At 66.6% G+C, this 18,918-nt stretch carries 19 protein-coding genes; 8 read left to right on the top strand and 11 right to left on the bottom strand.

Annotation, left to right across the window (positions count from 1 at the left end):
- The first annotated feature begins 139 nt into the window (after positions 1–139).
- Positions 140–1,531 carry a cystathionine beta-synthase gene (locus ACZ4D5_RS32075; RefSeq protein ID WP_384550911.1) on the top strand — a complete coding sequence of 464 codons (1,392 nt, stop codon included), beginning with the start codon at positions 140–142 and terminating at the stop codon, positions 1,529–1,531.
- A gap of 328 nt (positions 1,532–1,859) precedes the next feature.
- On the opposite strand, the gene ACZ4D5_RS32080 is transcribed toward ACZ4D5_RS32075, so the two are convergent.
- Positions 1,860–2,276 carry a hypothetical protein gene (locus tag ACZ4D5_RS32080; RefSeq protein WP_467775954.1) on the bottom strand — a complete coding sequence of 139 codons (417 nt, stop codon included), beginning with the start codon at positions 2,274–2,276 and terminating at the stop codon, positions 1,860–1,862.
- A gap of 11 nt (positions 2,277–2,287) precedes the next feature.
- A complete protein-coding gene (locus ACZ4D5_RS32085) occupies positions 2,288–3,715 on the bottom strand; it encodes a purine-cytosine permease family protein (protein WP_467775955.1) in 1,428 nt (475 codons plus the stop codon).
- A gap of 307 nt (positions 3,716–4,022) precedes the next feature.
- On the opposite strand from ACZ4D5_RS32085, the gene ACZ4D5_RS32090 reads away from it, so the two are divergent.
- Positions 4,023–5,177 (top strand): hypothetical protein, encoded by a 1,155-nt coding sequence (locus ACZ4D5_RS32090; protein ID WP_467775956.1) that lies wholly within the window; start codon positions 4,023–4,025, stop codon positions 5,175–5,177.
- A 205-nt stretch (positions 5,178–5,382) separates the two neighbouring features.
- Here ACZ4D5_RS32090 and ACZ4D5_RS32095 read toward each other — a convergent pair whose 3' ends face one another.
- A complete protein-coding gene (locus ACZ4D5_RS32095) occupies positions 5,383–6,495 on the bottom strand; it encodes a DUF262 domain-containing protein (RefSeq protein WP_467775957.1) in 1,113 nt (370 codons plus the stop codon).
- The gene (locus ACZ4D5_RS32100; RefSeq protein ID WP_467775958.1) at positions 6,488–7,087 is read right to left on the bottom strand and encodes a hypothetical protein; all 600 of its coding nucleotides are present in this window, start codon (positions 7,085–7,087) and stop codon (positions 6,488–6,490) included. Before ACZ4D5_RS32100 ends, ACZ4D5_RS32095 begins: the two co-directional genes overlap by 8 nt.
- Before the next feature lie 288 nt (positions 7,088–7,375).
- Between ACZ4D5_RS32100 and ACZ4D5_RS32105 the strand changes: the two genes are divergently transcribed.
- Positions 7,376–7,657 carry a hypothetical protein gene (locus tag ACZ4D5_RS32105; RefSeq protein WP_467775959.1) on the top strand — a complete coding sequence of 94 codons (282 nt, stop codon included), beginning with the start codon at positions 7,376–7,378 and terminating at the stop codon, positions 7,655–7,657.
- Between the two features lie 237 nt (positions 7,658–7,894).
- Here the strand turns inward: ACZ4D5_RS32105 and ACZ4D5_RS32110 are convergent, their stop codons facing one another.
- The 5 genes from ACZ4D5_RS32110 to ACZ4D5_RS32130 all read right to left on the bottom strand — a co-directional run bounded on the left by ACZ4D5_RS32110 (position 7,895) and on the right by ACZ4D5_RS32130 (position 12,071).
- Entirely contained in the window at positions 7,895–8,401 is a 507-nt protein-coding gene (locus tag ACZ4D5_RS32110) for a hypothetical protein (protein ID WP_467775960.1), read from the bottom strand.
- A gap of 472 nt (positions 8,402–8,873) precedes the next feature.
- Entirely contained in the window at positions 8,874–9,905 is a 1,032-nt protein-coding gene (locus tag ACZ4D5_RS32115) for a hypothetical protein (protein ID WP_467775961.1), read from the bottom strand.
- 71 nt (positions 9,906–9,976) lie between these two features.
- Positions 9,977–11,455, bottom strand: coding sequence for a ThiF family adenylyltransferase (locus ACZ4D5_RS32120; protein ID WP_467775962.1), 1,479 nt, complete (start codon positions 11,453–11,455; stop codon positions 9,977–9,979).
- Entirely contained in the window at positions 11,452–11,823 is a 372-nt protein-coding gene (locus ACZ4D5_RS32125) for a hypothetical protein (protein ID WP_467775963.1), read from the bottom strand. Before ACZ4D5_RS32125 ends, ACZ4D5_RS32120 begins: the two co-directional genes overlap by 4 nt.
- Positions 11,820–12,071, bottom strand: coding sequence for a hypothetical protein (locus ACZ4D5_RS32130; RefSeq protein ID WP_179203075.1), 252 nt, complete (start codon positions 12,069–12,071; stop codon positions 11,820–11,822). Before ACZ4D5_RS32130 ends, ACZ4D5_RS32125 begins: the two co-directional genes overlap by 4 nt.
- A 184-nt stretch (positions 12,072–12,255) precedes the next feature.
- Here ACZ4D5_RS32130 and ACZ4D5_RS32135 point away from each other — a divergent pair, with 184 nt between their 5' ends.
- The gene (locus ACZ4D5_RS32135) at positions 12,256–12,651 is read left to right on the top strand and encodes a type II toxin-antitoxin system RelE/ParE family toxin (RefSeq protein ID WP_467775964.1); all 396 of its coding nucleotides are present in this window, start codon (positions 12,256–12,258) and stop codon (positions 12,649–12,651) included.
- On the top strand, positions 12,651–13,766 hold the full coding sequence (locus ACZ4D5_RS32140; protein ID WP_467776044.1) for an ImmA/IrrE family metallo-endopeptidase: 1,116 nt from the start codon (positions 12,651–12,653) through the stop codon (positions 13,764–13,766). The genes ACZ4D5_RS32135 and ACZ4D5_RS32140 overlap by 1 nt, the downstream gene beginning before the upstream one ends.
- Positions 13,767–13,782: 16 nt before the next feature.
- Here the strand turns inward: ACZ4D5_RS32140 and ACZ4D5_RS32145 are convergent, their stop codons facing one another.
- Positions 13,783–14,067 (bottom strand): hypothetical protein, encoded by a 285-nt coding sequence (locus ACZ4D5_RS32145; protein ID WP_467775965.1) that lies wholly within the window; start codon positions 14,065–14,067, stop codon positions 13,783–13,785.
- A gap of 592 nt (positions 14,068–14,659) precedes the next feature.
- On the opposite strand from ACZ4D5_RS32145, the gene ACZ4D5_RS32150 reads away from it, so the two are divergent.
- The 3 genes from ACZ4D5_RS32150 to ACZ4D5_RS32160 all read left to right on the top strand — a co-directional run bounded on the left by ACZ4D5_RS32150 (position 14,660) and on the right by ACZ4D5_RS32160 (position 17,745).
- Complete coding sequence (locus ACZ4D5_RS32150; protein WP_467775966.1) at positions 14,660–15,262, top strand: hypothetical protein; 603 nt, start codon at positions 14,660–14,662, stop codon at positions 15,260–15,262.
- Positions 15,263–15,332: 70 nt separating this feature from the next.
- Positions 15,333–16,814 (top strand): TniQ family protein, encoded by a 1,482-nt coding sequence (locus ACZ4D5_RS32155; RefSeq protein ID WP_467775967.1) that lies wholly within the window; start codon positions 15,333–15,335, stop codon positions 16,812–16,814.
- Positions 16,807–17,745, top strand: coding sequence for a TniQ family protein (locus tag ACZ4D5_RS32160; protein WP_467775968.1), 939 nt, complete (start codon positions 16,807–16,809; stop codon positions 17,743–17,745). Before ACZ4D5_RS32155 ends, ACZ4D5_RS32160 begins: the two co-directional genes overlap by 8 nt.
- A gap of 296 nt (positions 17,746–18,041) precedes the next feature.
- Here the strand turns inward: ACZ4D5_RS32160 and ACZ4D5_RS32165 are convergent, their stop codons facing one another.
- Complete coding sequence (locus ACZ4D5_RS32165; protein WP_467775969.1) at positions 18,042–18,869, bottom strand: TniQ family protein; 828 nt, start codon at positions 18,867–18,869, stop codon at positions 18,042–18,044.
- Positions 18,870–18,918 lie beyond the last annotated feature (49 nt).

Here is an 18,918-nt window from a genome sequence, read left to right on the forward strand (position 1 = left end):
CTCGTTGCCGAATCGCCGTACATCCACTCATTGCCCCGTAAGCACGGTCGGCCAATCGCAAGCGGAGGTGAACGGATGAGCCGGACCCTTAGGCTGACCGCATCAATTCGTCGCACTACATCGCAGCCCGGAGACAACGGTGCAATTCCACGACTCGATGATCAGCCTCGTCGGCAACACCCCGTTGGTGAGGCTCAACAACGTGACCGCGGGCATCCAGGCGACCGTCCTGGCCAAGGTCGAGTACTTCAACCCCGGCGGATCCGTGAAGGACCGCATCGCGCTGCGCATGATCGAGGCGGCCGAGCAGAGCGGGGAGCTGAAGCCCGGCGGCACCATCGTCGAGCCCACCTCCGGCAACACCGGAGTCGGTCTCGCCATCGTGGCCCAGCAGAAGGGCTACAAGTGCATCTTCGTCTGCCCGGACAAGGTGTCCCTCGACAAGATCAATGTGCTGCGCGCGTACGGCGCGGACGTAGTCGTCTGCCCCACGGCCGTCGACCCCGAGCACCCGGATTCGTACTACAACGTCTCCGACCGGCTCGTACGCGAGACGCCCGGCGCCTGGAAGCCCGACCAGTACAGCAACCCGAACAACCCGCTCTCGCACTACCACTCCACGGGCCCCGAGCTCTGGGAGCAGACGGAGGGGAAGATCACCCACTTCGTCGCGGGCATCGGGACCGGCGGCACGATCTCCGGTACGGGCGGATACCTGAAGGAGATCTCCAAGGGCGCGGTCACCGTCGTCGGTGCCGACCCCGAGGGGTCCGTGTACTCGGGCGGCTCCGGCCGTCCGTACCTCGTCGAGGGCGTCGGTGAGGACTTCTGGCCGACGGCGTACGACCGCAACGTGACCGACGAGATCGTCGCGGTGTCCGACAAGGACTCCTTCCAGATGACCCGGCGCCTCGCCAAGGAGGAGGGGCTGCTCGTCGGCGGTTCCTGCGGCATGGCCGTCGTCGCGGCGCTGCGCGTCGCCGAGCGGCTCGGCCCGGACGACGTCGTCGTCGTGCTCCTGCCGGACTCCGGTCGCGGCTACATGAGCAAGATCTTCAGCGACGAGTGGATGAACGACTACGGCTTCCTGGAGCAGGCCGGGGACCAGCCGAAGGTCGGCGACGTGCTGCGCCGCAAGGAGGGCGGCGAGCTGCCCTCGCTGGTCCACATGCACCCTGAGGAGACCGTCGGCGAGGCCATCGAGGTCCTTCGTGAGTACGGCGTCTCGCAGATGCCGATCGTGAAGCCGGGCGCGGGCCACCCCGACGTGATGGCCGCGGAGGTCATCGGCTCGGTCGTGGAGCGCGAGCTGCTCGACGCCCTGTTCGCGCAGCGCGCCTCGCTCTCCGACCCGCTGGAGAAGCACATGTCGGACCCGCTGCCGCAGGTCGGCTCCGGTGAGCCGGTGGCGGACCTGATGTCGGTGCTCGGCGGTGCCGACGCGGCGATCGTCCTGGTCGAGGGCAAGCCGAAGGGTGTGGTGAGCCGTCAGGACCTGCTCGCCTTCCTCGCGGAGCAGCAGGGGCAGTGACCCGAACGCGGTGGGCCGGGGCCTTGGGGGGAACTTCGCGGAAGTGGTACGAGCGCGACACGTCCGCGCAGCACCCGCTTAACACGGCTCCGGCACATTGGTGGTCGTCGGCGTCAGGAACTCCGGAGCGGCTCCCGGACCTCCACGGACGCCGGGACGCCACCCGGCCCTGACCCGGTGCGCGTCCCCCCGCGGGGACCGCCGTCGTCCCGCCCCCCGGCAACCGGGGGTGCGGCGGTCCCCGCGGCAGCACTCTGTCGGCCCTGAAAGGGGCGCGGGCAACTGCGCGAGCAACCACAGCGAACCCGCACCGGAAAGCGGCCCGGTTTCAGTCGTCCCACTCCGACTTACGGCCCTCGCGGCGGCCGAGGCGGACGCCGCGGATCGAGTGCACCGCGTTCACGCCGAAGATGCCCGCCCACGTCACGACGAGGCCGGTCAGGCCCGCGTTGACCGCGCCGATCGCGGACAGCGGGACCGCGAGGATCAGCGAGACCACGCCGAACCCGAAGCGCTCGCTCCAGGAGTCGACGGCGCTGCCGGGGGTGCGGGCGCCGCGGGCGACGACCATCTGCTGCTCGGCCAGGTGCCGGCGCATGCGGCGGTCGATCGTGCCGTCCAGGCGCTGCTCGACCTTCCCGAGGAACGAGTCGACCAAGGCGGAGTCGTACTCTTCGCCGAGCTCTCTGCGGGCGTGCAGAGTGGCGTCGAGTTCCTTCTTGAGTTCGGCGTCACGGGCTTCCATGGAGCACCACGTTACGGCGTGGGGGACTCCGTGGCGGTGGGGCTAACCCCCCATTCCGACCGGGGGGAAGACCCCGGCATCGGGGTGTTCCGCCGGGCCAGCGCCCAGTACAGCGCCGCGGGCACCACGAGCCCCACGATCCATGAGATGTCCGCGCCGCCGAGGGGGTCGACGAGCGGCCCCGTGTAGAAGTGCGTGACGAGGAACGGCAGTTGGGCGAGGAGCCCGATGCCGTAGACGACGAGGGCGTCCCAGCGCCAGGCGCCGTAGCGGCCGCGGGGGTCGGAGAGCGCCGGGATGTCGTACCGCTCGCGCGAGATCAGGTAGAAGTCGACGAGGTTGATGGCCGACCAGGGCGTGAAGAACGTCAGCAGGAACAGCAGGAAGTCCTTGAAGGACGTCAGGAAGCTGTCCTTGCCGAGCAGCGCGACCGCCGTGCCCGCCACCATGATCACGGCGATGTAGGCGGCCCGGCCGCGCGGTCCGAGCACCTTCTGCCCGCGGAAGCCGCTGACGCTCGTGACCATCGACATGAAGCCGCCGTACGTGTTGAGCACGTTGATGGTCAGCTTGCCGAGCGCGATCACGAAGTACAGGAACGAGGCGATCAGGCCGGTCCCGCCGAGGCCGACGACGTAGCCGACCTGGTGGGCGAGGAACTTGTCGCCCGCGCTCGCCGCCACGAGCACCCCGAACGTCATCGACCACTGCGAGCCGAGCGCCGAGCCCGACAGGGTCCACCAGAACGTGGCCTTCGCCGAGGTCGTGCGCGGCAGGTAGCGCGAGTAGTCCGCGACGTACGGGCCGAAGGCGAGCTGCCAGGACGCCGAGAGGGAGACGGCGAGCAGGAACACCGGCAGGTCGAAGCGGGCGTCGGACAGGAGCGCCGAGAGGTCGACGCGGTCCAGGAGGCGGATGCCCAGATAGACGAAGGCGAGCGCGCAGATCACGCTGGTCACCCGGCCGAGCGCGTGGATGACGCGGTAGCCGACCGCCGCCATGACCGCGGTGACGAGCGCGAAGAGCACGATGCCGGTGGTGTCGTTCGTGTGCGTCAGCTCGGCGGTGGCCTGTCCGGCCAGGACGCTGCCGCTCGCGAAGAAGCCGACGTACATGAGGATGACCAGGAGCAGCGGGACGACCGCGCCCTTCACGCCGAACTGGGCGCGTGACTGGATCATCTGGGGCAGGCCGAGCTTCGGGCCCTGCGCCGAGTGCAGCGCCATGACCGCGCCGCCCAGCACATTGCCGACCACCAGGCCGACGATCGACCAGACCACGTCGCCGCCGAAGACGACGGCGAGGGCGCCGGTGACGACCGCGGTGATCTGGAGGTTGGCGCCGAGCCAGAGAGTGAACTGGCTGAAGGCGGTGCCGTGCCGTTCGTCGTCCGGGACGACGTCGATGGAGCGCCGCTCCACCAGGTCTTCCGCTGCCATGCTGTCCAGCTCCCCCTGAGGGCCGCCGCTGAAAATGAGAGTTGACAAGGCCTCTGACCTGCGCACTATCAATTAGATGGACATCGAAGTAGCGTGTGTTCGGGTCATCGGAAATGAGAGTGGCGCTGACCAGGTCTTATCGGGGGTGGCGGTGTGAGGACCTGAGGTTGGACGCCGCAAGGGGCGCAGCGCCTCTCAGCCTCTGTCGCAGGACCGTTTAGCGTCGCCTTCGTCGTTCCTGCAGTCGTCCAGCCGGTGCTTCCGGACCGACAGGGAAATCTGCGACTCGTGTTCAGGGCGCACCCAGATGGGTGATGATGTTGTGGTGAGCTTGGACTTCAGCAACTACGAACTCCGCTGGCCCACAGATCTTTTCGTTGCCGAAGGCGAGCGCATCCTCCGTATAACCGGCGCCAGCTGGGAGGAGCAAGCGAAGTGGCTCCTAACAGAGGCCCTCACCGGCGGCGCGGACCTGGACTTCGAGGAGACCCCGGGTCAAAGGGAATCAGCAGCAGATCCCTGGGCCACCACGACCAGCCGTTGGCGTCACGTGCCGAGTACACAGGACCGGTGTGACTGGTTCGAGGAACTCGTCCAGCGAGCACCCGAGCTCCGGCACGCGATTGCACCTCGGCCGTACTGGCCGCAGCGGCACGCAAGCAGTGCGTCCGCTGACGGCCACCCAGAGCGAGACGGTCGACAGGACTTCGCCCGCCTTATCGGGGACTTCGCTGGCAACGGATACCTGGCCGCAGTGTTCGGCGAGTATTGCGTCGATGACCACGACGACCTGCCCGACGCCTCCGAGTTGATCGAGCGCCGTCTCGGAACCCCCGGCCTGTGGCCGCTGGATCCGGAAGCGTGGGACGAGGACACCTTCTACGGCCTCATAGAGGTGTTCCACGACCTGGTCAGCCGCCCCCGGCGACGACACTTCCACAGCTTCGGCAGCTGCGGCTGGCACCACTCGGAGTTCCATAACGGCCCCGCACGCATCCTGTACAGGTGGCGAGTGAACCAACTGCTGCGCGAAGCCGGTATCGAATACGAGCTGGCCGCGGAAGGCGAGGACCTCGGACGACTGGTCGCCGTCACGGACCACGCCCGCGCCGAGCTGGTGCACCGAGCCCTCCACGACAGTCCGCCCGGCGTCACAGCGGGCGTTCGCCACGCCATCGCGCTTTTCCGAGGACGTGATGCGTCGCCCGAGAGCAAGAGGTCGGCGATCTTCAACCTCGCCCGCATCCTGGAGGAACGCCGCGCCCTGATCAAGGAACAGCTGGGGAAGGACGAGGGCGCTTTGTTCGAGATCGCCAACCGCTTCGACCTGCGTCACCGTCGGGCCGACCAACGCGGCGACTACGACGAGGCTTTCCTCGACTGGATCTTCTGGTGGTACCTGGCCACTGTGGAACTGACCAACCAGCTGATCACATCGCGCGAACCTCTCCCCAAAAGTTGAAACGAATCTTCAATCCCAACAGCAGATCCGGCCGACACGCAGTGTCGGCCGCTGCCTCAATGGCAGGAGAAGGAGGAACAGGGAGAACGTTTTAAGTCATCAGACGGCGACAAGCTGACTGCCATGCCCTGAGTCCTCGGACTCACCGATCCTACGAATGGCCGGCGTGGGCCCGCGTAGGAACCGCAGGACAAACTTAAGTCGGTCAGCTCTTGAGCTTCTTCGAAAGAACCAACGTCAGCTGCTGAGAGCGAACTCGGCGTGAGCCCAGGTCGGACGAGTTCCGGATGCCCGACGTATACTCTTCGATGATCTTTTCGACTTCCTCGGCCGTCATGTCGATCGTAGTGGCAAGAGATGCCAAGAGGTTGGCAGTTTCCCCATTCTCGCCATTGCGCTTCCTGGCCGAGACTGCACGCTGAAACAGGTCCAGAAGGTCCCGAATCTGCGTTTTCTGTTCTGGACTGGCCTTGCCTAGCTCCTTGCGCAGTCCCCAGGAGGCATGTAGCAGCGTGAACATGTCGACGATGTTGGACCATCTGGTTCGGCCAACCCACTTTACGGTATCGCTGAGGAGCGTCAGTAGTTCGAGAAATTCCGCCGAACGGTCCTGGTATTCCTCGAAATCTGCGGAGATCTTGTCATAGCGTTCGTTGAGTTCGGTCTTTTTGTTGGAAAGGCCGAAGATGCAGGTGCCGAAGACCTCGGCATAGAACTCCAGATCGCCACCTCGTTTGCGTCGTTCACCGCTGAAGATGCCGGATAGTGCGCTTATCTGGTGGGCTGCACAGTCTTTGAGGAAGTCGTTGAACGGGCCAGGCAGCAAAGCATTTCGGAGCTCTTGTTCCGTTAGCACCATATTGACCCTGTTGACGCGAGCAAAAACTGCGCGCACAAACTCGTCGGCAAGGTTGGACAGGCGTCGAATCGGGAAGCGGTATTGGAAGAACTCTTGACGTACATCGTCAGGCAACTCCTTGAAGAGCTTCCCCTCGAACTTTTCGCGTAGCTTCTCGTCCTCCAGCCCGTCCAGCGGGAACTTGTTGTTCAGAAACTCAAGCAAGGAGGTGAGGCGCTGCTGACCGTCGACAACGGACGCTGTCTGCTCCCCTTCCGGCGATGTCTCATACGATAGGTAGATCTCCGGGATCGGATACCCGAGGAGGATGGTCTCCATCAAGGACACCTTGGCGCGTTCGGGCCAGACGGCCTGGCGCTGGTACTCAGGCTGGAGGATTAGCTCGCCGGACTTGTCCAGCGACCGGAACTCCGCCACCGTTTTCGACTCGATCTCGAACTTGAGCCCGTGATCAGCCATGGTGCACGCCCTCCTCGATCGCGCGATCGCGCGCGATATTCACACTTTTCACCTGATAGCTTCTGAGTGACCTATGGTTGCGGTACAGCCGGTAATTGACCTCGCAGTTCCTGAAGGCGCCACCGAGATCCTGGATGAAGAGATCTCTGGACCGTGACCACTGCTCGCCAAAGGACAGTCGTGGCAGCACGATGTCGAGGGCAATGCACTCCTCGAAAACCAGCTTGCGCAGATAGTTCTTTTTTCTGGAGAAGAGCTCGTCCTCGATTATCTCTCGGAGCTCAGCCCATGCCTTGTCGAACAGCTCTGATGAGATCACCGCGATGTCCAAGTCCGAGCCTTCGTGGAACTTCCTGAAGTGCTTCTCCGGGTTTATGGAGTAGCCCAGACGAGCGCTTCCCACCAGTTGGACGGCCATCGGGTCCACGCCTAGCTCGGTTGCAACCAGATGCCGCCATCTGATGTAGTTGATTTCTTTAGGCCACACCGCGGGTGTTCCGTCGAACAGTCGGGCGGTCACAAAGTAGTCAACTTCTTGTCCCAGAGAACTGAACTCCTTCCAGAATTCGGGTAGCCCTGAAACATCGTCCATCGTGCCCCCTCAGCGAGCGTCGAGCCCAGCATGCACGTGCTGCAGCCGTTACATCTGCGCCGCGCTGGGTTGAAAGTGGTGAAACCGAAACCACCACCTCGACCGCGCGGTCACCGTGCGGTCTCCCAGGCATTCGTGCGGAGATCCTAGCGCTTTTCATCACTCCGCAGGTCTGATCGGTTTGGGCTTTGCTCACCACCCGGCAGGGGGGAGACCTGTCCGACCTATGTCCAGCCGCGGCTGGACACCGTCGCAGACCTGGCGGGAACCGCCGCCACCAGCGACGCCATGCACATCGAGCGCGAGCGCGCGGACGACCTCCTCGGCCGGGCTGCCCGCTACATCGTGATCGTCAAGGGCAAACAGAAGAAGCTGCACGGGCAGTGCAACTCCCTTCCCCGGAAGGACATCCCGCTTCAAGGGCGCACTCGGGGAACCGGCGACGGGCGCTCCGAGATCCACAGGATCAAGGTCACTGCCATGAACAGCCTCCTCTTTCCTGGAACCCGCCAGCCCGTTCAGATCAGGCACCGGCGCACCGACCGCATGACGGGCAAGACCACCGGCTAGACGGACTACCCCGTCACCAGCCTGGCCGCCGAGCAGGCCACTCCGGCCAGCCCGCCCGAATCGTCTGCGACCACTGGACGATCGTGACCCTGTGTTACGTCGCGATACCGCTTTCGCTGAGGAGGCCTCTCAGCTGCGGACCTTTAACGTGCCCGCGCGATGTCCATATAGTGCAATAATGAGGATTTTGGTTGCCGCAGAAGAGGGCTGGGTTTGCATCAAGGTCGCCTGGGGCTCTCAGAGGTGACGACGCATCACCGAAATGCATGTGGCTCGGGCAACGTTCGATCGGTCTCGGGGATACGGTACGCCGAGGTTCATGCCGCTGTCGGTGGTGATCGGAGGCTGCTGCCAGGCGAGACTCATCTGCGCGCCGGCCTCCGCTCGGGCTGTCGCCACGAGGACTGAGTAGGGGCCCGCGACGGCCGACGCCTCGATCTGGAGCCACGCCTGGTGGAAGGCCATCCGGGCCAAGAGACCGCTGACCTCGTCGGTTAGTTGTTGTCGTACGGCTGATGTGGAGTCGGGGCGGCGTCGTATGCGGTACGGCATCTCCAGGTACTCCTCGACCGCCGTCAGGGCTTCGGCGAAGGTCTTGGCCCGGCGTTCTTTGCGTACGGCCCGCTGGTTGAGGGCGTACGTCAGGAAAGCGCCGAAGAGGGCGATGCAGGGGACGATCAGTGCGGCCGTCTGGGCCCAGGTCCAGCCGCCGTCCGTCGCCTGTGCCGCCGCGATGACCGCCACGCACCACTCCCCGGCATGCCATGAGGGGCATCCTCCACCAGCCACTGGCCGCCCTGCTCACCGCCAGTGAGCCGCCAGTAGTGCTCGAGGAACAAGTGTGTGCGGACTATCTCGATGAGGTCCAGCAGACCTTTCGAACTTGTCCAGCGCCGCTCTTCCGGGTCTAGCGGGTACCAGAGGCAGAGGGCGTCGTCGAACTTATACCGGTGCTTCGATGGGACTCCGGGCCTGGCGTGCACGCGCGGGAAGTCCTCGGGCCGCTGGCCGTAGAGAGGGTAGGGCGGGTCCGCGTGGAAGCGGATTCGGACGTCGATGGGGTCGGGCTCGCCTATGACGTCGAGTCCGGTGAGTTCGTACGTCAATGAGCCACGGCGATACCTGCGTTGGAGTGCGTCACCGAAGTGCCTCCGGGCGTCCCGTTCGAGCGGGGCCCACCATGTCGGCTGGACCCCGTACCAGAGGGGCATGGGGGTCAGTCTCCCCATGCCCGGGGCCGGGTCGGCGTAACGAGCCGGGTGGTGAGCCCCAGTCCGGAGGCGGCTGTACCGCCCGCGACGACGGTGCTCGCGAGGCGGTCGGCCTCCTCCTGCGTACCGTCCGCATCCGGCACGAGTTCCGGGAGGACCTGGTGCAGCGCGTGCTGCGCGCTGAGCGGGCGCTCGGCCTTCTCGTGCTCGATCGCGAGATCGATGTACTTCCGGGCGGTGCAGAGCCGCTTGTGCACGTCGGCGCGCGGCATGTTGAGCGGGATCGGGCCGGCCACACCGGCCGGGTCGGGCGTCGGGCCCTTGTCGATCTCGTCCGCCGCGTAGGCGAAGAAGACCTGCAGTGCGTTGATCAGCGGCATGGGCTCGTCGAGACAGTCGAGGCACAGGGCCTTGATGTTCCAGGAACACATGGGCTTGCTGTGCGTGCAGTTCCAGTGCTTCAGCAGCCGGACCGTGCGGGCGAAGACGACCTTCGTGTCTTCGATGGCCTGGAGCACCATCCGCGTGTGGGTGATCGGGTCGGCGCGGTCCCACTGGTCCGCGATCTTCGTGTTCGGGATGTACAGCCCGCGGCCCGAGGGATGCGGGAGCGCGGTCATCACGTCCGCCGTGAAGTCGGCCTGCCCTGGGGTGACCGGGTCACCGAAGCGCACGAGTACGGCACGGCGCCGGCCTTCGACCTCGATGGTGAGCTTGTCGAACTCGTCGTCGAGGTCCTCGTGGATCACGTCGCGGACCTTCTCCATGAGGGCCAGGGCGCTCTCCTTGCCGGGACCGTACGGCTCGGCGTCCTTCTTGGTGAGGACGACCCCGAGGTCGACGTCGGTCAGGGGGGTGTTGGCATCGCCGTGCGCGACGCTCCCGTTGTAGTAGGTGGTCGAGCCGGGGAAGGCCCGGCGCGCGGACGCGGCCAGGAGTCGGCGGCGGCGCTTGGCCTCGGCGAGTTCCTCGTCGGCCACCTGGATCTTGCGGCGCCCGTCTTCGAGGAGCTGAGCAAGGGACTCTTTTCGAACCATCGGTACCTCTCCATCTGCTGGACGATCGGTAGACGCTGTACGTGCGTTGGCGTGCTGAGACAGCGCAGGTGTCATGAGCTGGGGTCTTGCCATCGATGAGCGAGCCGACTGAAGCGGGAGCGAAGGGTGCTGCGTCTGGTGCGGGCCCGCTCCGCCGCGAGGTGTCGTCCGGTGACGGTAGGTGCGGCATCGCCCAGGGCGAGCAGGGCTGTGTCGTACGGGCATCCGGGGGCGCACCCGTCGGTACGACGATCGAGGGTGCCGGTGGCGAGGTGGTACAGGTGGGCGCCGTTGTCGCTGACCCCGGCGGGCGCGGCCGCCATCGTGATGAACTGGGTCAGCTCGGCGGCCGCGGCCGCGGTGGAGAAGACGAAGACGTTCTCCTTGCGGCGCAGCGGGTGGTCATCGGGCAGGCCCGTGATGTAGGAGGGGTCCTCCAGCAAGCCGTCACGCTCCAGGGGGACGTACGCGGAGTCGTACTGGCCGAGGCATTCGAGGCAGGCACGGCCGGGGGCGGCGATATGGGCACGCCATTCGGCACCTCGGAGACTGCCGCCGCGGGCGTCGACGCTGACTCCGCCGTCGACGACGGGGATGAGGTGCGCGTATGCCAGATGGTTGAGGACGTGGCGGGGCCAAGGGCGGTCGACGCAGGAGAAGAGCACGTCGCAGTCGGCGGCCTCCGCGAAGCCGCCCGGTTCGGTGACGCTCGCCTCCAGCGCGGAGACACGGAAGGCCGGGGCCGTGGCAGCACGACGAGCTTCGCGCGCGGCCAGGCGGACTTTGGGCCGCTTCGCGCGGGCATCGTGTCGTGTGGCGTGCAGAAGACGGTCGAGGTTGACGGTCTCCACCGTGTCGAAGTCGAAGAGGGTGAGGCGGCCTACGCCGGTGCGCGCGAGAGCCTCGACGACCAGCATGCCGACCGAGCCGGTTCCGACCACACCGACATGGAGACGGGCCAGGGTGTCTTGAGTCTGCTGGCCCCACGCGGAGAGACTGCGCTGCTGTGCGCTCGTGATGGTCGGAGCGGGGAGCAGCAGGCTGTTGAAGGTGACGGTGAACTCTTCGCCGACCACGCGGACGCTCTCGGCGTGGAGCGGCCGGTAGCGCCGAGCTCCGTGCTCCTGCCAGATCCTGGCGCTGTGACTGGCATCGCCGCCGGCGAAGGTCATCCCGAGCAAGGGTCGGTTGGTGAGTGCCAGGGCCTGTGCCGCGAAGGAGGCTTCGGCGTCGTGGTCGACCTGATTCAGACGCTGCCAGCCATGACCCCGTGGGTGGGAGTGGATCAGGCCGACACCGCAGCCGTGCTCCGCGGCCAGGCCGGCGGCGCGCAGGAAGAAGGCGCTGATGAAATCGACGGTGCCGTGCACGATGCGCTCGCCTTCCAAGGGCAGCACGACATCGACCAGCACAGCGGTGATACGGCGGGCACCCGTGGCCGGACGCCACAGGACGAAACAGCAGTCCTCCTGCCCATCAGTACGGAGGAGGTGATCGCCGAGTCGTCGGGCGAGAGGCGAGGGCACGGCCGCGCTGAACCGGGTGGTCATGCCGCTGCCTGCTCGTCGAGCTGTGCGAACAGGGTGCGCAGGTGTCGTAGGTAGCCCCGGACACTACGGTCAGCGGCCCAGTGGGCAGTCGGACGGCTCCAGTACTCCCACTCTGTCCCCAGTCCGGAGGGGTGAACGGCCCCATGGGGGTGCCCGAGGCGCGGACTCACGTGCGGTCCGCTGGGCGGAGTCGTCGGGAAGTCCGCGCCGGTCTGCAGGCCGACCTTGACGGTGCGCCCGGCGTGCGAGCCCGCCTCGATGGTGTAGTCGAAGACGATGAAGCCGTTCTGCTGCTCGGGTGCGTAGCCGGCGGCCTGGAGGCCTGCCTGCAGCGCGGCAGGCCCCCAGAGCGGCTCAGTTGTGGTCATGAGGTGGGGGTCGGCCCCGTGGACAGCGACACGAACTTCTCGTGCTCGTGCACGGTGATGGGCTCCTCGCCCCGGCCCTCGAAGGACTCCTGGTGACGGCCTGTGATCTTGACGAGGTAGTGGCTGGCGGGGTCGATGCCGGCCAGCCGCAGGATCTCGTTCGGTGTGGTGTGACGGGGCACCCCGGAGACCGGCTCGCGGTCCACGGTGATGGTGACGGTCTTGGGGGCGGCGTCTGCCATAGCCATGGCGAGACCTCCTTGTCTCCCGGCGAGGCCGGATTCAAGCGGGACACATCCCGCGAGGTACCTGTGGGCCCATGAACAGGCACAATGGCCAGGTGGAAGATTTGCATGCACCGACTTGGTGCATGCAAATCTTCGATCTTGCGCCGATGTTAGCATGCACCAAGCCTGTTAACGCAAATGATTCGTGAGGCGGCCGGTGAAGCTCTCCTTCCTCGACGTCGAGCTGGCCCGGTCCTGCAACGACGACGCCATGCGTGAGCGCCGCTACGGCCCGGCGCTGGCCGCCGTACTGCGACGGCGGCTGGCGGAGATCTACGCCGCGGCTCATCTGGCCGACCTGGCGCGTCTGCCGGCGGCCCGGCTCCGCCCGAGCCCGGACCGTCCTGGCCTGCTGCTTGTGTCTCTGGGGCCGCAGGCGGATCTGCATCTGCGTCCGCGTGCCGAGCCCCCTCCCCAGCTTTCCGACGGAACACTCGACTACGCCGACGTCCGCGCTGTGATCGTCACGGACGTCCAGTCCGAACTCGCTGCCACCAACTACCGCCCCGCACCCCTCCGTGCCCGAAGAGAGGCATCGTGATGACCCCCGGCGCTGACCCGACGGCGTACGCGCCCCAGACCGTTCCGTCCCCCGGGGAGACCCTGAAGGAGACCCTGGAGATCCTGGGGATCCCGCAAGCCGACCTCGCGCGCCGAACCGGACTGTCCACCAAACACATCAACCAAGTCATCCAGGGCACAGCTGCACTGAGCCCCGACACCGCCCTGCTGCTGGAGCGCGCCACAGGGGTGCCTGCTGGGCTGTGGAATGCGCGAGAGGCCGCCTGGCGCACGCAACTTGCCCGAGAGGAGGAAGAGCGAGCCCTGTCCGAACACCTCGGCTGGCTCGAGCGCTTCCCCTTGCGTGAGCTGGTCAGCCGCGGTGTCCTGCCCGACAGGTCCAAGAACGTGAGGAACCTGCGCCTGCTGCTCGACTTCTTCGGTGTCGCCACCCCCGAAGTCGGCCAGAATGTGTGGCACGGCTACCAAGCCGCGTTCCGTCGCTCCTCCGTGCTCAGCCGGGACGAATACGCGACCGCGACCTGGCTGCGTCTGGCCGAGCGTGAAGCGCGCAAACAGGACTGCGAGCCGTACGACCGAGCGGCGCTCACCGCCCTGCTGCCCCGCCTGCGGGAACTGACGCTCACGGAGCAGGACGTCTGGTCAGAGGAACTACCGCGGCTCTGCGCCCAGGTGGGGGTCGCTCTGGTGTTCGTCCCGGCCCTTACCAAAACCAACGTGTCCGGCGCTACACGCTGGCTCACGTCCGACAAAGTCATGGTGGCCCTGAGCGACCGGTTCAAGACGGACGACCAGTTCTGGTTCAGCCTCTTCCACGAACTCGCGCATGTCCTGCTGCATGGCAAGCGACTGACCTTCATGGACGATCGCGACAACCTCTCGCCCGCCAAACGCCACGAAGACACCAGCGAAGACGAGGCAAACGCGTTCGCGGCCAGCGTACTCCTGCCACCTGAACACGCCTCGGGGTATCGGCGGCTGGCTGCCACCCGCTATCTCTCGCTCGCGGCTATCGAGGCCTTCGCGCGTACTGCCGGGATTGCACCAGGCATCGTCGTCGGACGGCTCCAGCACGACGGGGTCTACGAGTGGGGCCACGGCAACAGCCTCAAGCGCAAGGTCGCGCTCGGCTGACAGCGGCGCCGAGCCGTCATTCCCTGAAATCAAGGGCACGGCCATTCGGTTCCATCGTCCAGTGCAGGTCTCCCGTCTCCGGCGTGATGGCCCAGGCGGCCAGGACCCCCTTGCCCACCAACTGTTGGAGCAACAGAGGAAGTGCCTCGCCCTCCGATCCGAACTCGCGTACCATCAGGTCCACTTCAGCGCAGCCGTGGTCATTTCCTCTGGGGATGCGGGAGGCTTGCGATGTGATGCCAGAGGCGCCGCTCACCGGCCCTTCTTTGGTGAGTGGACCGTACACGTCGGCCGTGTCCAACAGGATCCCCCGTCGGCGCGGAGGCTCTCGGCCACCACGACGAGAACACCACCCGGCTCCGCAACGAGACCAGCGGAACACGGAACCGATGCGTCCCGGGGGATCACGCGAGGACACCAACAGGGTGGGCTCCTCGGGGAACCGGTCAGAGCTGAATGCCGAGCCCACCAGTGCCCAGGACCCGGTCGTCGCCTGGTGGCGGAAGCAGTGGGCTGTGCTGATACCGATTCGGCTCTGCGTGATGGCCCTGAGCCGCCTGCTCGGCCGTGGGTAGGGTGAGCAGGCGCCGGGCGGTGATGCGCCTGTCTTCGGCTGCTAGGGACTGAAGCCGAGCGAAGCGGGCCAGGGCAAGGAGGGCGAGTTGAGCCAGCTGTCATCGAACAGATACGGAGGCGTCTGCGCGGCAGATCACTGCTCCCAGTACGTGCAGCCCAATGCTGGCGTTCGCGTTCGACTCGGCGACCGTTGGCAGGTGTACTGCCGGGCAGACGCTCCGGAGCACCGAGTCCGTGGGACTGCCCTGCAGGCGGTCGCGGATCCGTCTACCGACATCGCGCCCCAGGACGAGTCGAATCGGTTCGATGGGGCGTGTGTGGACTGCTCGATCCAAGTCGCGGCAGGCGCGGGTGTGCTGGTCCCCTGTGAGGACGGCAAGAGAAGGGTCCAGTGCCCCGTGTGCCAGGAGGTCGCCTTCCGGCATGAACGCTGGGACGAAAGCGACCAGTTCGGCACCGAGCCGTGGATCTCGGATGTGGTTCCGGCAGGCTGCGCTGCGACGATTTCCCTTCGCGTTCTGACATTGGATCGCTCGTGCTGGAAGTGCGGCGAAGTCACCACGTGCGTGGTCGGCCTGTATCCGAGCCGTCCCTCCCAGGCGGACTGCTATGCGAAGACCATGGACGAATTCTCGCGGGTGTGGATCAAGGAGTTGTTGGAGGAAGCCGGATACACCCCACTCGCCGACTCGATCAAGCCCCGGTGGAGTGCCACGGTGGGTAGGAGATACCTGAGCAACGGCTGTCTCCACTGTGACGCCCTCCAAGGCGACTTTCCGGTGGAGGAGGAAGCCTCCGATCTTGTCAGGGAGGAAGGCGTGGGAGCGTTGAGCACGTTGCTGGTGGTGGAGGTGCCCGCTCCGGTGTGGCAGCGGCTGGTCCATGGTGATCATGGTGAGGGCGGCGGACTGCTGATGTGAGTAGTCACCGCCGCATGCCGCGTGAGCACCAGTTGCTACGTCGGAAGATTGAGGCTGCCAGGAGGAGACCGTGGACGTGCGGGGCCCCTTGCGCCGGCTCGCTCTGGTGCCCGATCCCTGCCCCGGTGAGTCCCTGCGGAGTTGGGTCGACGCGCTCGCGCGGCTCAACCAGGTGTCCCGGACGATGGTGTTGCGGATGACAGGAATGTCCAACGCCAGCGCTGTGTCGGACATCTTCGGCTACCACGTGAGTGACGCCTTCGTACAAGCGGTGCGGCACACCACCGGGGTGACGGAGGAACAAGTGCGGAGCATGACGCTCGCCCACTACGCCGAGAACGCACTGGACCCGCTGCCACAAAACAGCCCGGAAGGACATGACGCTCTCACCACATGGAGGAACCGACAGCGGATGGTCCTGCGGAAGCGATCCCATGCCTGCCCGGCATGCCTGCGGGAGAACGGTGCCCGATGGCTCCTCAAGTGGCGACTGGCCTGGTCATTTGCATGCGTACGGCATGAGCGTTACCTGATCTCGACGTGCCGGGGCTGCGGCGCAGTCTTTCATCCCCCGCGGCCCGGGATCCCGGAATCCTGGATCTGTCCCGGCCCTGCCGCGGGACCGTGGACCTACACGCCGAAGCAGCCGTGCGGCCGCGACATCCGCCGCATGCGCGCCGTGCCGGTCCACGACCTCCGGCTCCTTGACTGCCAGCAGCGGATCGACCGCCTCCTGGAAGGCTCGGAGGACTTGCCGCAGACACAAGCACACGACATCTTCGAGGCGTTACACCGGTCTATCCAGGACGCGTGGGCCGCAGTGCCGCCACTGCGCCTGCCTCGCACCGACGCGGCAGTTCACCAGGCCTGGGACGGCTACACGGTGTCCCGCGACCTCAGCGAGCAGCACTGGCCACTGGTTGTGGCTGCCGCCGTGAAGATCGCAACTGAGGCCGGACTGGACGCGACCGGCGACGAAGAGGCTGAAAGAGCAGAAAACGGGAACGGGCTGGCGAACTGGGGCCCTCTGCTGCCACGACGTTCGGTTGCCCACGGGGACCTTCAGTTGCCTGTCAACCGATTCGGCGGGCGCTGTCGCCGCCCTGGCTGCTCCGCCTGGACTCCGGCCGGGCACGGCGCGGTGCTCACCGACACAATGGGCTGGAGCACCTACTGCCCCCGGCACGCGGACGAGTTCATGGTTCGGGCACGGCCCCGGGAACACTCCGGGCCGATCACATGCCCTGACCCGCGCATCCGATTCCTCGATGCCCGGCTCCGCGAAGAGGAACAGCGCCTGGGCGAGAACGAGGGCGATCTGCCACGGCACCGGATCGAGTCCCAACGGCTGATCTTGGACGCCTACGAAGCCGTCGATTCCCGCAGCACGGTGGCCAAGTCCCTACTGTATGCCGTGCGGTGCCTGCTTGTGCCGTATGTGACGCACCCGGACTTCCGTCCGGCGTGGCTACCTCGCCGGGGTGAGGATCCCGTGCGTCTCTTCGTGGACTCAGGCGATGGAGTAGACCGGGCAGCGGTAGGTCATGGGTGAGGACGCGCTGGCCGGGCGACTTGGAGTCGTACCGCCTCCGGTTGCCGGAGAGTCGTTCGTTAGCTGGGTCGACATGATCGCGGTCACGTTGCGGTTGTCCCGGGTCGCGGCGCTGACGGCGCTGGGGCTACTGGGTACGGCGGGTTTCAGCGCCTATCAGTTCCGCCTGAGCCCAGAGGAACTGTCGCAGGTGCAGAAACGGACGGGGCTGAGGCCGGGACAGGTCGAGCGGATGCTCTTCAGCTTTTACGCACCGACAGTACTGCCGCAGCTCTCCCCGGACGGCGGCCGCAGTTGGCAGTCGAGGGATCAGTGGCTTCGGCGGGAACACTCGGCGGCGTGCCCGTTGTGTGTTCAGGCGTCAGGAGGCCGGTGGCTGCTGAGCTGGCGGTTGAAGTGGACCTTTCTGTGCGCGGACCACCTGGTGTACTTGGTGGATCGCTGTCCCCGCTGTGATCTGCCCCTGTACTGGCGTCTCGCGGCGACCGGCGCAGGACAGCGCACGCACTGCACCCGCCCGCAGGGGCGTAGCCAAGGCCGTGGCCGGCGACTGGGAGTCCAGGTGTGCGGGTTCCCAGTGGCCGAGATACCGACCACCCTGGTGGCAGACGAGGAAGCTGTCCATGTCCAGCGACGGGTTTCCGCGCTGGTGACGCCGGCCGACGCCTCGCACAATGAGCAATCGCGCCGTCTCCTGCAACGCCTGGGCCGCATTGTCCACGACGTCGCCGGACGTACGAGTACCGCGGGCTTGCTGGACAGGATGGAGAGCGCCGTCATCCAAGCCGTGCACGACAGCCAGGGATTGCCTCCGCAGCCGCCCCTCTCCTGGGTTCTGGAGCGCGGGTCGCCGACCGCGATCTCCGCGCTCGTGCGTATTGCCGCCCGCATGGTGCTGTTGGACAACCCGCATCCGGGGGTTCCCGGGTGACGGAGCACTCGTAAGGAGGAGAGTTAGTTACCGAAGGCCGCCAGTGAGGTGGCTGATGTGCGCCGGGCACAGGGTGTGCGGTCCGTTCGGGGAGTCGACGACGCATCCGTGTCCGGGGGGTACCCAGTTCGCGCAGGCGGTGGCGCGACACGCGTTTCCGAAACGATTGGCCGGTGGTGCGTCGGCGTGCGGCCGGGGGAAGCCATCGGGCGACCACGAGGCCAGGTCCGCATCAACGCGAGCCTCCCGAGAGCTGCCGAGGCCGCCCGCTGTCGCGATCTTGATGAGGGCCGCGGTCAGCAGCGGATCGCCCGGGTACTGGAGGGCTCCGCCGTGGCCTTGCCAGCGCCGGTGGAGTACGGCGTCGGTGTCCGGCAGCGGCGGCGCGTCGTCGTAGCAGGTGTGGATGTCCTCCAGTGCCAGGTGCAGGCCACGCAGGATCTCCTGGCCGACCGCACGGTGCGGATCGTCGAGGAGCCCGTCGAGGCGGCGCTGGCACTCCAGCAGGTGTTCGTCGGACAGTGGCGGAGGGCGCATGCGAGCGATGACGCGTCGACAGGTGCGGGGCGGCTGGGAGGCGGGATACTGGCCGCACATGACGGCGCTTCCCGGCCGGGAAGTATCTGGTGCAGGCCTTTTCCACAGCTGCGACAGGCGCCGATCAGGAAGACGCGGTGGCGTACACAGGCGAAGGACCAGACGAGGCGCCACTGCAGCAGCCAGCGCCCGCCGTTCTCGCGCAGACAGGGCGGACAGGCGAGCGAACCGATCGGCAGAGCGATACGGAGCCGGGTCAGCCACGCGGCGACGGTATGCCGGTGCGGACGAAAGGGCGCTGAGGGCAGGACACCATCGGCGTAGTGCATCAGGGTCATCCGGTGCTGTCGCTCGGCGGACAGCCCGGTGGTGACCTGGACCCTGGCCATCGCCTCCGCCGTCAGATAGCTGCCAAAACGCACGCTGGGCCGGTACCAAGAGGCGCCGGGGCGGACGAAGGCTGCGATGCGCAGAGCCTGGAGACGGCCGACGCGATTGAGCGCCGCGAACGCGTCCACCCAGCTGAGCAGGGACTCGCCGGGGTAGGGCTCCGGCACCAGTGCGAGGCGGCGCAGCGGCGTGTGCATGCCGCAGAGAATGCCAGGCGGTCCGATGCTGCCGCCACGTCGAAGAACG

This window comes from Streptomyces sp. NPDC025651 (genome assembly GCF_055558735.1).

What these genes read in the sequence shown, in the direction of transcription:
- ACZ4D5_RS32080 (WP_467775954.1), bottom strand. Translation starts at nt 2,276, where the DNA reads ATGGAAGCCCGTGACGCCGAACTCAAGAAGGAACTCGACGCCACTCTG.
- ACZ4D5_RS32100 (WP_467775958.1), bottom strand. Translation starts at nt 7,087, where the DNA reads ATGGACGATGTTTCAGGGCTACCCGAATTCTGGAAGGAGTTCAGTTCT.
- ACZ4D5_RS32115 (WP_467775961.1), bottom strand. Translation starts at nt 9,905, where the DNA reads ATGGTTCGAAAAGAGTCCCTTGCTCAGCTCCTCGAAGACGGGCGCCGC.
- ACZ4D5_RS32130 (WP_179203075.1), bottom strand. Translation starts at nt 12,071, where the DNA reads ATGGCTATGGCAGACGCCGCCCCCAAGACCGTCACCATCACCGTGGAC.
- ACZ4D5_RS32085 (WP_467775955.1), bottom strand. Translation starts at nt 3,715, where the DNA reads ATGGCAGCGGAAGACCTGGTGGAGCGGCGCTCCATCGACGTCGTCCCG.
- ACZ4D5_RS32090 (WP_467775956.1), top strand. Translation starts at nt 4,023, where the DNA reads ATGGGTGATGATGTTGTGGTGAGCTTGGACTTCAGCAACTACGAACTC.
- ACZ4D5_RS32140 (WP_467776044.1), top strand. Translation starts at nt 12,651, where the DNA reads ATGACCCCCGGCGCTGACCCGACGGCGTACGCGCCCCAGACCGTTCCG.
- ACZ4D5_RS32125 (WP_467775963.1), bottom strand. Translation starts at nt 11,823, where the DNA reads ATGACCACAACTGAGCCGCTCTGGGGGCCTGCCGCGCTGCAGGCAGGC.
- ACZ4D5_RS32095 (WP_467775957.1), bottom strand. Translation starts at nt 6,495, where the DNA reads ATGGCTGATCACGGGCTCAAGTTCGAGATCGAGTCGAAAACGGTGGCG.
- ACZ4D5_RS32120 (WP_467775962.1), bottom strand. Translation starts at nt 11,455, where the DNA reads ATGACCACCCGGTTCAGCGCGGCCGTGCCCTCGCCTCTCGCCCGACGA.
- ACZ4D5_RS32165 (WP_467775969.1), bottom strand. Translation starts at nt 18,869, where the DNA reads ATGCACACGCCGCTGCGCCGCCTCGCACTGGTGCCGGAGCCCTACCCC.
- ACZ4D5_RS32160 (WP_467775968.1), top strand. Translation starts at nt 16,807, where the DNA reads ATGGGTGAGGACGCGCTGGCCGGGCGACTTGGAGTCGTACCGCCTCCG.
- ACZ4D5_RS32105 (WP_467775959.1), top strand. Translation starts at nt 7,376, where the DNA reads ATGCACATCGAGCGCGAGCGCGCGGACGACCTCCTCGGCCGGGCTGCC.